The 12,999-nt window shown below is 65.9% G+C and carries 11 protein-coding genes; 7 read left to right on the top strand and 4 right to left on the bottom strand.

Annotated features, from left to right (window positions below; genetic code table 11):
* Positions 1 to 118: 118 nt before the first annotated feature.
* Positions 119 to 571, bottom strand: coding sequence for a DUF4383 domain-containing protein (locus tag AC1DGE_RS09335; protein ID WP_476917331.1), 453 nt, complete (start codon positions 569 to 571; stop codon positions 119 to 121).
* A gap of 252 nt (positions 572 to 823) precedes the next feature.
* On the opposite strand from AC1DGE_RS09335, the gene AC1DGE_RS09330 reads away from it, so the two are divergent.
* A complete protein-coding gene (locus tag AC1DGE_RS09330; RefSeq protein WP_476917330.1) occupies positions 824 to 2,080 on the top strand; it encodes an NAD-dependent epimerase/dehydratase family protein in 1,257 nt (418 codons plus the stop codon).
* A gap of 129 nt (positions 2,081 to 2,209) precedes the next feature.
* Here AC1DGE_RS09330 and AC1DGE_RS09325 read toward each other — a convergent pair whose 3' ends face one another.
* On the bottom strand, positions 2,210 to 3,388 hold the full coding sequence (locus AC1DGE_RS09325; RefSeq protein ID WP_476917329.1) for an aminotransferase class V-fold PLP-dependent enzyme: 1,179 nt from the start codon (positions 3,386 to 3,388) through the stop codon (positions 2,210 to 2,212).
* Positions 3,389 to 3,652: 264 nt separating this feature from the next.
* On the opposite strand from AC1DGE_RS09325, the gene AC1DGE_RS09320 reads away from it, so the two are divergent.
* The 3 genes from AC1DGE_RS09320 to AC1DGE_RS09310 all read left to right on the top strand — a co-directional run bounded on the left by AC1DGE_RS09320 (position 3,653) and on the right by AC1DGE_RS09310 (position 6,049).
* On the top strand, positions 3,653 to 4,873 hold the full coding sequence (locus AC1DGE_RS09320) for an acyltransferase family protein (RefSeq protein WP_476917328.1): 1,221 nt from the start codon (positions 3,653 to 3,655) through the stop codon (positions 4,871 to 4,873).
* 228 nt (positions 4,874 to 5,101) lie between these two features.
* Complete coding sequence (locus AC1DGE_RS09315) at positions 5,102 to 5,305, top strand: cold-shock protein (protein WP_011690916.1); 204 nt, start codon at positions 5,102 to 5,104, stop codon at positions 5,303 to 5,305.
* A gap of 279 nt (positions 5,306 to 5,584) precedes the next feature.
* Positions 5,585 to 6,049: a hypothetical protein gene (locus tag AC1DGE_RS09310; RefSeq protein ID WP_441419462.1), complete on the top strand. Its 465-nt coding sequence runs from the start codon at positions 5,585 to 5,587 to the stop codon at positions 6,047 to 6,049.
* Between the two features lie 127 nt (positions 6,050 to 6,176).
* On the opposite strand, the gene AC1DGE_RS09305 is transcribed toward AC1DGE_RS09310, so the two are convergent.
* Positions 6,177 to 8,021 carry an AfsR/SARP family transcriptional regulator gene (locus AC1DGE_RS09305; protein ID WP_476917327.1) on the bottom strand — a complete coding sequence of 615 codons (1,845 nt, stop codon included), beginning with the start codon at positions 8,019 to 8,021 and terminating at the stop codon, positions 6,177 to 6,179.
* A 99-nt stretch (positions 8,022 to 8,120) separates the two neighbouring features.
* Here AC1DGE_RS09305 and AC1DGE_RS09300 point away from each other — a divergent pair, with 99 nt between their 5' ends.
* Positions 8,121 to 8,315, top strand: a complete 195-nt coding sequence (locus AC1DGE_RS09300) for a hypothetical protein (RefSeq protein ID WP_476917326.1) — start codon at positions 8,121 to 8,123, stop codon at positions 8,313 to 8,315.
* An 85-nt stretch (positions 8,316 to 8,400) separates the two neighbouring features.
* Positions 8,401 to 10,020: an alkaline phosphatase D family protein gene (locus tag AC1DGE_RS09295; protein ID WP_476917325.1), complete on the top strand. Its 1,620-nt coding sequence runs from the start codon at positions 8,401 to 8,403 to the stop codon at positions 10,018 to 10,020.
* 118 nt (positions 10,021 to 10,138) lie between these two features.
* Here AC1DGE_RS09295 and AC1DGE_RS09290 read toward each other — a convergent pair whose 3' ends face one another.
* Positions 10,139 to 11,032, bottom strand: a complete 894-nt coding sequence (locus AC1DGE_RS09290; protein ID WP_441419458.1) for a glucose 1-dehydrogenase — start codon at positions 11,030 to 11,032, stop codon at positions 10,139 to 10,141.
* 313 nt (positions 11,033 to 11,345) lie between these two features.
* Here AC1DGE_RS09290 and AC1DGE_RS09285 point away from each other — a divergent pair, with 313 nt between their 5' ends.
* Positions 11,346 to 12,512 carry a TerC family protein gene (locus AC1DGE_RS09285; protein ID WP_476917324.1) on the top strand — a complete coding sequence of 389 codons (1,167 nt, stop codon included), beginning with the start codon at positions 11,346 to 11,348 and terminating at the stop codon, positions 12,510 to 12,512.
* Positions 12,513 to 12,999: the final 487 nt, after the last annotated feature.

Here is a 12,999-nt window from a genome sequence, read left to right as displayed (position 1 = left end):
CCAAGGAAGACATGAATGCGCAGTTAACTGCGTGACAAGACCTGACACGACAACCGTGCCCGCCGGGTTCCGGCGGGCACGGTTGTCGTGGAGGCGCGGTGCTCCGTGCGGCGCTGGCTTAGGCGTGTGCCTTGGCGCGGCCCTTGGTGAGGATGACTGCCAGCGCGATCATGCCGGCGCCGAGCACCAGGTGCAGGATGTTGTCCAGGCTGTTCAGCGGCACGAAGTCGCCGGCCGAATCTTCGGGAACTACCAGGCCGTACACGAACAGGACCAGGTAGATGACACCGCCGTAGAGCAGGAAGGAGCGGGCGCCGGTGGCGGTACGGGCCAGCAGCAGGCCGGCGGCGCCGAAGAGCAGGGGGACGATGTTGTGCAGGACCGAGACCTGGAACAGTCCCAGCAGCATGGCCTCGGAGTGGTGGCCGGCGAATTGCAGCGACTCGTAGTTGGTGGTGATGCCCGGGACGAAGCCCAGGATGCCGACCAGCAGGAAGACGGCGCCGACGGCGAGGCTCGCCTTCTGGACGGTGGTGCGGGCTGCGGTCCGGTTGTGGGTCGTGGTTGTCATGCTGGCTCCTTGGGTGCGGGCTTGCGGTGAGGGAGCGACCTTTGGTTCGGCCGTTCCGATGCTTATGCCAGCAATTCGGAGGACATTGAGCGGCGGATTGCTCCATCCGGTGGATTTTGCTTCGGGAGCAGCAAGGCGAGTGAATCCTGCGGGACTACTCCCGTGCGACCAGCCGGTACGTCCCTTCCGCTGACACAAAGCATTGACTCATGGGCAGTGTTTGCTCTACGTTCTCGAATTACGGAACCACTCATGCATTTTGTAAAAGCGGAAAGCGTGATTTTCATGGGGTCAGCCATGATTGAGACGAACGACAATATGCTCATGATTCTTGGCGGTGACGGGTATTTGGGCTGGACGCTGGGACTGGCCTTGGCCAACCGCACCGGCCGGCAGGTGGTTCTGGTGGATAACCTCATCAAGCGCCGCTGGGAAGAAGAGGCTGGGGCCAAGGTCCTGGTGCCACTCCGGAGCCCCGAAGCGCGCATCGCCGAATACGAACGGATCTTCGGGAAACAGAATCTTTCATTCGAGAATGTCGAACTCCTGGACCCGAAGGCTGTTGAGAAGGTAATTGCGAAGTACCGGCCCGCCGTCGTCATCAACGGGGCCCAACAGCCCTCCGCGCCGTTCTCAATGAGTAGTGCGGAGAATGCGGCAGCCACCTTTACGAATAATATCGTCGGCCACCTCAACGTGCTGTGGGCTATCGCGCACCTGAGCAGAGCCACTAAATACATCAAGCTTGGCTCCGGAGGCTGCTACATGGCCACCGACACCGATGCCGTCCCGCTCGGTAAGCACGACTTCGCTTTCGAACATGAAGGCCGGCAGCACAAGGTCCTGCAAAGCTTCCTTCCGATGCAAGCCACGGACTTTTACCATCAATCGAAGATCACTGACCTGCTGATCGATGACCTTTGTTCCAAAATGTGGGGCTTGAAGGTCATGACAGTCCAGCAAGCCACCATCTTTGGAGCGACAATTCCGGAAAACCATTCACCTGAGCGTGGCGGACTGGCCGCCAGATTCAATTACGACGCCGTCTTTGGCACGGTCATCAATCGCTTTGTCTGCCAGACCGTCGTCGGCCATCCCCTGACTGTTTATGGCGACGGGACCCAGAAGACCGGCCTGATCAGCCTGACCGACACGGTCGACAACTTCCTCAAGTTGATCGACCTCGACGTCGAGGCCGGTGAACACCTGATGGTGCACAACTTCACCCATCGTTTGAGTGTCGGTGAAATAGCCCAAAAACTCGCAGAAATCGATTCCTCGGTCAAAATCGAGCATGTCACCAACCCCCGCCAGGAAGCGACCGGCAAGCTGGAACCTCACGTGGAAGTGCATGAGGCAATCAGGGCCTGTCACAGGGACCTGGAGGCCCGGCTGCAGGCAGAATTGGCCGCCATGCTCGAGTTCACGCGACGCTACAAAGACAACATCGAGCCGTCCATCATCATGCCAAGAGTTAATTGGTCGCCCAGGCAAGCCGCTGCCCGCTAACCCTGCCCACTAAGCCCGTGGCCGCCCGCACCGCCCTGGCCCCGCCCGCCAAACCGTTGCCCATACCGCCCCGGCCCCGCCCGCCGGCGGCGTCACTGACGGCGTGACCCGCGACCACCTGCGCGAACCCTAGCTCCTACCACCGTCGAGGAATTCTCGGGTGAGCCGGGCCAAAACCTCGACGTCTTCCAGCTTGGACTCGTGGATGAAGGAGATTCGGGCCACGTCCTGGAGGGGCTTTAGGTAGACGCCCCGTTCCGTCAGGAATCCGCATAGGCCGGCCGGATCAGGGATGCGTAGCGAGACGATGTTGCTTTGATGCGTGCCGTGATCAATGAAGTCCAGGTTGTGTTCGTGCAGAATACCCTTGATCCCCGCCAGGAGCTCAAGGTTTTTCTGTTCGATGGCGCCCATCCCGATGGCGTTGGTTTCCCGGAGCGCTGCATGGAGTGCCGCCAGGCCGCTGACATTTTGGGTCCCATCCTGAAACCGGGCGGCCGTACTTTTGAGCACGTAGGAATTCTCGTCGAAATGTTCCACGCTGCGAATGCCCGCTTTGCTGTCACGCAGGAGGGGCATGACGTTCCGGTTGACGTACATGAAGCCGATCCCCATGCCGGCGCGCAGATACTTTTGGCCGCCGCACACCAGGATGTCCACCGGGGTCCTGGTTAGATCAATCCTCCGCGCACCAACGTGCTGGACGGCGTCGACAACCAGGAAGATGCCCAGGCCGCGGCACTTGCGCGAAAGTAAGCCGAGGGCCGGCATGAATCCGTCGTACTGCTGGGCCGAGGAGATGCTTATGGCCCTTGTTCGCGGGCCGATGCTCTCGAGCAAACGCAGGAACGCGCCTTCATTGTCGCGGCCCGTAATTACCCTCACCGTCACGCCGTCGTGGCGCTTGCGCAACCACGGCAGCAGATTCGCGGGATATTCGTTGCCGAGCACCAGTACCTCATCGCCCCGCTGCAGCGGCAGGGCCTCACTCGCCATGATGATGCCCTCGGTCGTATTTTTTAGGTACGTGATTTCTTCAGCCGCACAATTGACCAGCCGTGCGGCTTCGGTGGCCATGTCGTCTGCCAGTGTGTCGTATTGGTAGAGCACTTCGGGGGGCCCGTAGAGGTAAAAATCCGCCATGAATGTGCGTGCGGCTTCATAAGCGGCCCGGCTCATCGGCGCAACGGTGGCATAGTTGAACAGTATTTTCTCGGATATCGGTGTGGGGCCCTTGCGGACTGGGCCGCGGAGCGCGGCCGCCTCGATTGCCTGCGCAGTGGAGGCCAGTGTCGCACCCTTACGCATGGTTGCCTCCCCGCTTGGCACCTGTACCTCGACCCGTACCGAGTGAAGCTCAAGTTATAGGCGCGGTGATCCCGTGTCACGAGTAGTCATTACCCGGAAAGCGCCCGGTTTCAGAGGCCATGTCGCTGCGTGTCCGGGAGGATGTGCCCGGGAATTTTCCGTCGGGAACCAGACTGCGATGGTCCGCGACGAGGGCGCGAATCCATGCCCGCGAGCAAACACCAGCCACCCGCCCCAATGTAACGAACTGGTAACATAGGGCTGATGCCGAATCAGTCTGGTCAAAAACGAGTCACCCAATTGGACGGCCTCCGCGGGATAGCCGCCCTGGTGGTCATCGCCTGCCATTTGCTCTCCACGCTCCCGGGAATCGGGAACGTGGTCTTCGATGACCGGTCCGCACCACTGGACGCTGCGGGGCACTGGGCGGTATTTTCCCCGCTGCACGTCCTTTGGAACGGCACTCCCGCGGTCCACGTCTTCTTTGTGCTGTCCGGCTTTGTCCTGATCCTGCCGTTCACCCGTGGGGACAAGGCCACCCGCTGGACCACGTACTACGCCAAGCGATTGCTGCGTCTCTACCTGCCAGCCTGGGCGGCCTTAGCCGTGGCGGTCGCGCTGGTCGTGACTATCCCACGCACAGTGTCTTCGCTGCAGAGCTCCTGGGCGAACATGTACGTCACCGACCCCAGCGTGGGCCAGGTCGCCAAGGACGGCCTGCTTCTGTTGGGCGCGAGCACCATCAACACCCCGCTGTGGACCCTCCGGTGGGAGGTCTTGTTCTCCCTGCTGCTGCCGGTGTACGTCTTCGTTGCCCTCCGCTGGCGGCGCTTCTGGCACCTGAAGCTCGGCATCGTCGTGGCCCTGGCCGCGGTGGGCGCGGTGCAGCACATCGATTGGCTGATCTACCTGCCCATTTTCGCCATCGGCGCGATCCTCGGTGCCGAGCGCGAACGGATCCGCGAGCTGACCCGCTCGTGGCCGCGCTTCGTCTGGCTGCCTGTCACCGCCGCCGGCCTGGTCCTGGCTAACGCAGAATGGTTCAGCCCCGCCAAACCGGTCGACGGCGTCGAGGCGCTGGTAACGGTCGGCGCGACGTTGCTCGTCCTGGTGTTCCTGCTGTCCGGCTCCGCGAAGAAGCTCGGAGACACCGCCGTTGCCCAATGGCTGGGCCGGATCTCCTTCAGCCTCTACCTGGTGCACCTGCCGATCATCCTGGCCGGCGTCACCCTGCTACAGTCAGTCTCGCTTCCGCTGGCGCTCGCCGTCTCCGCGGTTGCCTCGTTCGCGGTGGCCGAACTGTTCTACCGCTTCGTGGAGCAGCCCGCCCAGCGCCTCTCCATAGCCGCAGGACGGGCCGTGGAGAGACGGCTCGGCGGCCGCCGCGACCGCGCGGATCCCCCGGCGGAACCGGGCATCGCGCACGAGGTGGGAACGACGTCGTCGGCAGCGGACCTCGGCCGGACGCGGCAATCCGTCTCGTAAGTAGGTGCGCGGCGGGGGCGTCCCAAACGGTGCCGATGATGACGAGTGGTAATCCTCCGCCCATCCGTCCTGTAGAGTAGTTCTTGTTGTTGTGTTTATGCAGTTCGTAGTTCAGGCAGTACGCACGGTCGAAAGCCCGTGTTCTTCTGAAGCAGCGGTTTTGAGCACCCCAAACAGGAGGACCCGAAAGTCGGGACAGTTCCTCCACCTTCACGAAGGACAAAAATAATGGCTACTGGTACCGTCAAATGGTTTAACGCTGAAAAGGGCTTCGGCTTCATTTCCCCCGATGACTCCTCACAGGACGTTTTCGCGCACTACTCCGCGATCAACTCCTCCGGCTTCCGCTCCCTCGAAGAGAACCAGAAGGTCTCCTTCGAAACCGAGCAGGGCCCCAAGGGTCCTCAGGCCACCAACATCCAGGCTATCTAATTTCCTTAGATACCCGGAACCGTTAGGTTTCTAGCAGGGCCCGTCTTCGGACGGGCCCTGCTTTTGTTTAACCCGGATGTGCCAAGCGTGCCCAAGTAGCTCGCGGTTGTTGTCGTTTTGAGGCCCCAAAACGACAACAACTGCGAGTCAGTTGGGGGAGCGCCGCGTATCCGAACCGCACACCCTAGACACCGTCCACGTGCGGGAGCATCCTGTTGCTGTCCGCGTTCGCCACCACGCGGCCCCCAGGGATTGGCGAGGGAAGCTGGCACAAGGATCATGAGCGAATCACCAGACGCCCGGCAGAAACTGTCCGACCGGATCGACGAGAAGCAACGCGCCGTCCGCGCCTACCTGGCCCGCGAACGGCCCCGCCGGAACCGGCTCTCCAACGTCAGCATTGTGGGCAGCGGACTGGCCGCTGCACTCACCGCCGGCCCCGCGGTGGGCGGCACGGGATTCACCCACGCCACGGCAAACCTGCTCTCGCTCAGCGAGGACTCGATCGTCTGGCGGGTGCTGTGCTTGCTGGCCGTGATCCTCTCCGTCGCCGCCGCGCTGTCCACCAACTTCGCCACCTCGCGTGCCGTCGCGGACCGGGTCAGCGCCGCCGAAACCTGCAGCGCCCAGCTCGAAAGCCTCGCCGTCTCCCTGGACATCGGCCACATCGACGTCGACGAAGCGGTCAAGCTCTACCAGCAGTACGCCGGCCAGGTCCCGTTCGTGGAAACCGCGCACGCGTGAAGGCTGCCTTGCTGCCGATGCCCTGTCAGTTATGGCTGGTCTGAGCCCGTCGGAACAGCCAAAGCTGATAGAGCATCCGCCTCGCACCAACCGTTTTCCCCATCGGAAGCGCCCGACGTCGGCCGCCTCACCCGGCCCGGTGCCCCGCCTGCCGCCGCGCCACCCACCCGGCCAGCACCGGGTTGTCGATCTCCTTCGCCAGCCACTGCGCGGATTCGGCGGCGCCCGCATCGCCGAGGGCCGCCCGGTGCGACTGCGCCCGCACGGCAAACTCACGCATCCCGGACCGGCTGGCCAACGCACCCAGCCGGTCCGCGAACTCGGAGGCCCGCGGCGAACCCGAGGCCAATGCCACTTCCGCCGCCACGTCCAGCAGCCGGGCCGAGTACCAGAGGTACCACGGGCTGGGCGCCATGCCCCGGCCCACCCAGTGTTCGGCGGCGGCCAGATCGCCGTGTGCCAGGAACAGCCGCGCCTCGGCCCCGGCCGCGAGGGCCATGTAGCAGTGGTCACCGGCCAGCTCCGCCATCACCCAGGACCGGTCGATCAGCGCTGCCGCCTGCTCGAGCTCCCCTGCCGCCAGATACGTCTCGCCGCGCAGCCCGGCCACGAACGGCTCGAACGCCGTCCAGTGTTCCGCGGCCACCCCGGCCAGGGCCCGGTCCAGGCACGCCCCGGCCGGGCCAAGTTCGCCACGGATGAGGTGGACCCGGCCCAGCAGTGCCTCCCCGAACGCCTGCTGCCGCCGGTTCCCGGCCTCCGCGGCGAGCCGCACCGACTCGGTCAGAGCGGCCACCGCATCTGCGTAGCGCGCGGTGTCCGAGGCCAGCATGCCCTGGATTGCCAGGATCCTCGACTGCTCGTCCGGGAACCCCCTCGCGGCCCGCATCGCCCGCTCCAGCCAGCCGGCGGCCCGGTCCGGCACACCGCGCTGCACCGCCAGGTAGCCCAGTTCCCGGTACGCGGCAGCAGCGGTGCGGGAGCCGCCGTCGGGCGCCTCCGCCGTCAGCGCGCGGTGTAGGAAGTCCGCCACCTCGGCGCCGCGGCCGCCCGCTTGGTGGATGACCGCCCCGGCCAGTGTCACCAGCGACTCGGCCAGCAGGTGTCGTTCGCCCGCCCGCTGGGCCAGTTCGACGGCGAGGCGCAGCTGCGCCAGCCCGCGGTCCACCGCGCCGGCCGAGAGCGAGGCTGCACCGGCGTCGAGGTAGGACCGCACGGTGGCAGCGTTCGCCGGGGTACCGGAATCCGCGGCGGTCCCCGGTTCCGAGAGCGCCCGGAGGACCTCCTCGGGCAGCGGCAGCCCAAGCTCCGCGCGGTACAGCTCGCCGAACTTGGTGACCTGCTCGCGGGCGCGGCGCTGCTCACCGAGGGCCACCAGCGCCTTGACCAGCACGGCGGTGCAGTCGGTGTTGAACGGATCCCGCTGCAGCGCCCGGGATGCGAGGGCGGAGGCGTCCGCCGGGGCGCCGGCCGCCAGCGCCGCCAGCGCGGCGTCGTAGAGCAAGGACTGCAGCGCGTTCTCAATCCGGTAGCGCTGGTCCGCGAGCCAGGATTCAAACACCGGGCTATCAGCAAAGTTCAGGCCTTCCAGCAGCTGGCCTTCGAACCGACGCGGATCGACGTCACGGCCCCCTGTCGAACCCAGGAGCTCCAGCACGTCGCAGCGCCAGCCCGGCTGCAGCTCCAGCCGCAGGGGATCGCCCGCGATCGCCGCGCCGCCGAGCACCCGACGCAGCTCGGAGAGGTTCCAGCGCAGCGCGCCGAGGGGATCCGCGGCGTCGGGAAACAGGAGCGCGGCGGTCCGCGCGCGGCCAACGCCGGCCGGGTTCAGGGCGAGGTAGGCCAGCACCGCCCACGCCTTGCGGCCGCGGGGCTGCGGGGGAGCCCCGCCCGCGGAGTCAAGGTCCGTGGGTGCTGGGTCAGGGGGTTCGATCCGGGGCGGGCCGAGGAGCCGAATCCAGGTGTCGGCCATACCGAATTTTACCGCCGGAACGTCCTCACACGCCTGCTCACACGGTGCCCGCAGACACTGAAGCCATCCACCCGCCACCCACCACCGAGGTGCATCACCATGGAAGTACTTGCAGTCCTGCTCGCCGGATCCGCCCTGGTCGCGATCCCGGGCACGTTCGTCGCCATCCTGCGGGACGGCCGCGGCCACACCCCGGAGGTCCGGTCCGACGAACCGTGGAAAGCCGGCAACCTGCCGAGCGAACCCTACGCGTCGGCGAACCGGGCCTTCCCGCCCACCCTCTGGTTCCGGTAGACACCAGCGCCGGACGCATCCACTGGCCCGGCGCTGTTCACGCTCCCGCCACCGACGGTTTACGCGGGCGGTCAAGGATGGCACCATGACTGATTTCACCCGCCGCAATGTCCTCAAAGGTGCCCTGGCCGCCGCCGGCGCAGCCGCCGTCGTCCCCGCAACGGGCGGAGCGGCCAGCGCCGCCCGGCCCGCCGGCGTCGCACTGGTCCGCAACCGCCTGACCCTGCCCTCCGGCATCGCCACCGGCGATGTCACCACCGGCTCCGGTGTGCTGTGGTCCCGCGCGTCGGGCCCCGGCCGGCTGGTGGCGAACCTGCTGGCCGTCGACGACGGCGGGTCCCCGCTCCGCGGCGGCCGCGCCTTCCGGCGGGTGCTGCGGGGGAGCGCCGCCAGTGAGGCGACCGACTTCACCGCAAGGATCAACGCCGAACACCTGCCCGCCGGCACCCGTTTCGCGGTGAGCCTGCACTTCGAGGACGCCGACGGCAACGCCGGCGAGACCGCGCAGGGATCGTTCAGCACCGCGCCGGAGACCGGGCTGCTGCACAGTGGCCGCGCCGCCCGCGGCCAGAGCTTCGTCTGGAGCGGCGACACCGCCGGCCAAGGCTGGGGCATCAACGAGGAGATCGGCGGGATGCGCGGCTACGCGGCCATGCACGCCACAGCGCCGGACTTCTTCATCCACTCCGGCGACACGATCTACGCCGACGAGCCGATCAGCGCGCAGGTGACCGAGCCGGACGGCAAGATCTGGCGCAACCTCGTCACCGAGGAAGTGTCGAAGGTGGCCGAATCGCTCAACGAATACCGCGGCCGGCACCGCTACAACATGATGGACAGGAACGTCCGCGCCCTCTACGCGGAGGTCCCGGTGATCGCGCAGTGGGACGACCACGAGACCCACAACAACTGGTACCCGGGCCAGATCCTCACCGACAGCCGCTACACCGAACGCCGCGTGGACGTGCTCGCCGCCCGCGGCCGGCAGGCCTGGCAGGAGTACCAGCCCATCGCCGGGGTCAGCGCCGGCGGCACCGGCTTCGAACCGGCCCGGATCTACCGGAAGATCAGCCGCGGCCCGCAGCTGGACATCTTCTGCCTGGACATGCGCACCTACAAGGACGCCAACACGGACGGCAAGGAACGGCAGCTGACGCACATCCTGGGCCAGGAGCAGGCCGACTGGCTGATCCGCGAAGTCAGCAAATCCAAGGCCACCTGGAAGGTCATCGCCAACGACCTCCCGCTGGGGCTGGTGGTGCCCGATGGCCCGGTCAACCAGGAATCGCTCTCCAACCGCGACGCCGGCGCCCCCTTGGGCAAGGAACTCGAGCTCGCCGGGGTGCTCTCCGCGTTCAAGCGCAGCCGGGTTAAGAACGTGGTCTGGCTGACCGCCGACGTGCACTACTGCGCCGCGCACCACTACGCGCCGGAGCGTGCCGCGTTCACCGACTTCGACCCGTTCTGGGAATTCGTCGCCGGGCCCATCAACGCCGGCAGCTTCGGACCCAACGCCCTGGACGGCACCTTCGGGCCGGAGGTGAAGTTCTTCAAGGCCGGCGCCTACGCCAACGAATCCCCGCGCAGCGGCGAGAGCCAGTACTTCGGCCACGTGGACCTGGGCGCCGACGACGTCTTCACCGTCAGCCTGCGCAACGCCAACGGTGCTGTGCTGTGGAGCAAGGCCCTGCAGCCGGAGCGGTAGCGCTGGGAGCGGGCCGGCGTCGGCGTCGTACTTGGGTGGGCGGGCCGGCGTCGCAAACATGAGTGGGCCCCTCCCGGAAAGTCCGGGAGGGGCCCACTGGCGTGAACGGAGACGGCGCCTACGGCGTCGGCATGCCGCCGTTGACGTTGAGCGTCTCGCCGATGACGTAACTGGACTCGGACGAGGCGAGGAACACGTACGCCGGCGCCAGCTCGGCCGGCTGGCCGGCGCGGCCCAGCGGGGTCTCCTTGCCGAACTCCGGCAGGTCCTCGGTGGGCTGGCCGCCGCTGGCCTGCAGCGGGGTCCAGATGGGGCCGGGCGCCACCGCGTTCACCCGGATGCCCTTTGGTGCCAGCTGCTGGGCCAAACCCTTGGTGAAGTTATTGATCGCCGCCTTGGTGGAGGCGTAATCCACCAGGGTTTCCGAAGGGCTGTAGGCCTGGATGGAGGTGGAGTTGATGATGCTGGAGCCGGCCGGCAGGTGCGGCAGCGCCTCCTTGGTCAGCCAAAACATCGCGTAGACGTTGGTCTTGTAGGTGTGGTCGAACTCGACATCGGTGATGTCGCCGAGCGCCTTCTGCGCGACCTGCTTGCCGGCGTTGTTGACCAGGATGTCCAGGCCGCCGAGTTCCTTGACAGCGGTTTCGACGAGCTCCCGGCACACTGCCGAATCCTTCAGATCGCCGGGCACCTTGACCGCCTTGCGGCCGGCCTTCTCGATCAGGTTCGCGATCCGGGTGGCGTCCTCTTCCTCCTCGGGAAGGTAGGACATCACGACGTCGGCACCCTCGCGGGCGAAGGCGATCGCCGTCGCGGCACCGATGCCGGAGTCCGCGCCGGTGACGAGCGCCTTGCGGCCCTCCAGCCGGCCGGTGCCGCGGTACGTGTCCTCGCCCAGATCCGCCTTGGGCGTGAGCTTGGCGTCCAGGCCGGGCTCCGGCTGGCTCTGCTCGGGCGGCTCGATCTGCTCGTACGCCGTAACGGGGTTCCTGAACGTGTACTGGTCAGTCATAGTTCTCCTCCGATGGTTGCGTTGCGCCCGGTACCTTTTGCAGGGCCGGACATCGACGGCGGGGTGGATCCCACAACACGCTAAGCATGCTTAGTAATTACCCTAGCCAGTTCGGGGGAGCGGATGCAACGGGGATGCTCTGCCGGCCATTGTCGGCAGAGGTGAAGTGTGTTTCACTTTTTAGGTGGAGGGGAGTATCCCCCAAATGTTCCGTCGTCAGTACGGCCGCCCCTGAGCGGCCCGGCGGGCAGGCCCCTTGGGGCCGGGAGAGACCTCCAGTTGGTGTTGACTGACTGGAAGCGGGTGCTCTTCGATGAATGTTCCTCTGTGGGCCTGGTTGGCCGTCCTTGGCGTGATCGTCCTGATGTTGGCGGTGGACCTGTTCGCCCACCGCAAAGCGCATGTGATCGGCGTCCGTGAAGCGGCGTTGTGGTCCGCCGTCTGGGTCGCCTTCGGCGTCGGATTCGGCGCGCTCGTGTGGCAGCTGTACGGGGCCGAATTCGGCCAGCAGTACTTCGCCGGGTACCTGATTGAGAAATCCCTGGCGGTGGACAATGTCTTCATCTGGGCGATCATCTTCACGTATTTAGCCGTGCCCCGTGAGTACCAGCACCGGGTGCTTTTCCTCGGCGTGCTGGGCGCCCTGGTGTTCCGCGGCATCTTCATCGCCGCGGGCTCCGCCATTATCGCCAGCGCCGGGTGGGTACTCTACCTCTTCGCGGCGTTCCTGCTCTTCACCGGCTACCGGATGATCCGCCAGCGCAACGACCACCCGGAGCCGGAGAAGTCTCGGGCGCTGAAACTTTTCCGCCGGTACGTGCCCATGACCGACAAGTTCCACGGGCAGAAATTCCTGGTCCGCAAGAACGGCCTGGTGCTGGCCACCCCGCTGCTGGCCGTCCTGGCCCTGGTCGAGGTTACGGACATCATTTTTGCCGTCGATTCGATCCCCGCGATCTTCGCCGTCACCGACGAGGTGTTCCTGGTCTTCACCGCTAACGCCTTCGCGATCCTTGGCCTCCGTGCCATGTACTTCCTGCTCGCCGACCTGATCCACCGGTTCATCTACCTGAAAATCGGGCTGGCGCTCGTGCTGGTCTGGGTCGGTATCAAGATGCTGCTCAAGATCGACATCTACTACATCCCCACCCCGCTGTCGCTGGGCGTCATCGCCACAATTCTCGGCGTGTCCATCGGCGCAAGCCTTTGGGCCACCCGCGGCCAGGAGCGCAGGGCTCCCGCGGGGCCGGCCCACGCTCCGTTCGGGACCGCCACGGCTGCGGAAGTGGCGGAGCTGGAACCGCTGTGGCGGCGGGGCCGTTCGGGTGCGAAGGCAGCGACGTCAAGGACAACGACGACGACGACGACGGCGCGTGGCGGGGAGGCGGGGAAGCCCGGCGCCGGCGAACCCGGCGGCGACCCGCATGCGGCGGCACCCGACGCCGTCCCGCCCGCGCCCGCAGAGAGTGAGGGCAGGTGAACGACGGCGTGCAACGGGCTGATCGGATTGGTTTCACCCTCCGCCGTGGCGGGGCCGGCATTCCGACTGTGACCCACTCCACAGAAGTCCGACGTCGAACGGCTGGGCGCTTTGACCCCGCCGCAGGGGCTGAAACCCGCGGATTTCCGGGGCTTGTGGCGCGGGGAGGTGCTTGCGGGGGCCGATTTGTATGGGGTCGGGTTGGTGTGTAAAGTAGTTCGAGTCGCCGCCGCTGAAGCGGAAAGATAGCGACCGACCCCCTGATAAACGGCCTGGAAAATGGCGCGGAATGTTGCGCGCTTTATAAGGGTGGGGACCCCCTGTGGAATTGTGAATGACGGAAACGCCGGTTTGCAAAGCTTCATGGATTCGGGTAAGTTTGAAAAGTTGCTCCGGAGCGATCCTGGACCGTTGGGTTTGGGTGGTGCCGGGTGTGTCTGTTGTTTGAGAACTCAATAGTGTGCCAAGTTTGTTGATACCAATTTTG

This window comes from Arthrobacter sp. 05N425, from assembly GCF_056397125.1.
This window is presented reverse-complemented; position numbering and strand designations above follow the sequence as displayed.

Coding starts and splice junctions, on each gene's coding strand:
- AC1DGE_RS09310 (WP_441419462.1), top strand. CDS start 5,585: ATGAGCGAATCACCAGACGCCCGGCAGAAACTGTCCGACCGGATCGAC.
- AC1DGE_RS09325 (WP_476917329.1), bottom strand. CDS start 3,388: ATGCGTAAGGGTGCGACACTGGCCTCCACTGCGCAGGCAATCGAGGCG.
- AC1DGE_RS09330 (WP_476917330.1), top strand. CDS start 824: ATGCATTTTGTAAAAGCGGAAAGCGTGATTTTCATGGGGTCAGCCATG.
- AC1DGE_RS09305 (WP_476917327.1), bottom strand. CDS start 8,021: ATGGCCGACACCTGGATTCGGCTCCTCGGCCCGCCCCGGATCGAACCC.
- AC1DGE_RS09290 (WP_441419458.1), bottom strand. CDS start 11,032: ATGACTGACCAGTACACGTTCAGGAACCCCGTTACGGCGTACGAGCAG.
- AC1DGE_RS09295 (WP_476917325.1), top strand. CDS start 8,401: ATGACTGATTTCACCCGCCGCAATGTCCTCAAAGGTGCCCTGGCCGCC.
- AC1DGE_RS09315 (WP_011690916.1), top strand. CDS start 5,102: ATGGCTACTGGTACCGTCAAATGGTTTAACGCTGAAAAGGGCTTCGGC.
- AC1DGE_RS09335 (WP_476917331.1), bottom strand. CDS start 571: ATGACAACCACGACCCACAACCGGACCGCAGCCCGCACCACCGTCCAG.
- AC1DGE_RS09300 (WP_476917326.1), top strand. CDS start 8,121: ATGGAAGTACTTGCAGTCCTGCTCGCCGGATCCGCCCTGGTCGCGATC.
- AC1DGE_RS09320 (WP_476917328.1), top strand. CDS start 3,653: ATGCCGAATCAGTCTGGTCAAAAACGAGTCACCCAATTGGACGGCCTC.
- AC1DGE_RS09285 (WP_476917324.1), top strand. CDS start 11,346: ATGAATGTTCCTCTGTGGGCCTGGTTGGCCGTCCTTGGCGTGATCGTC.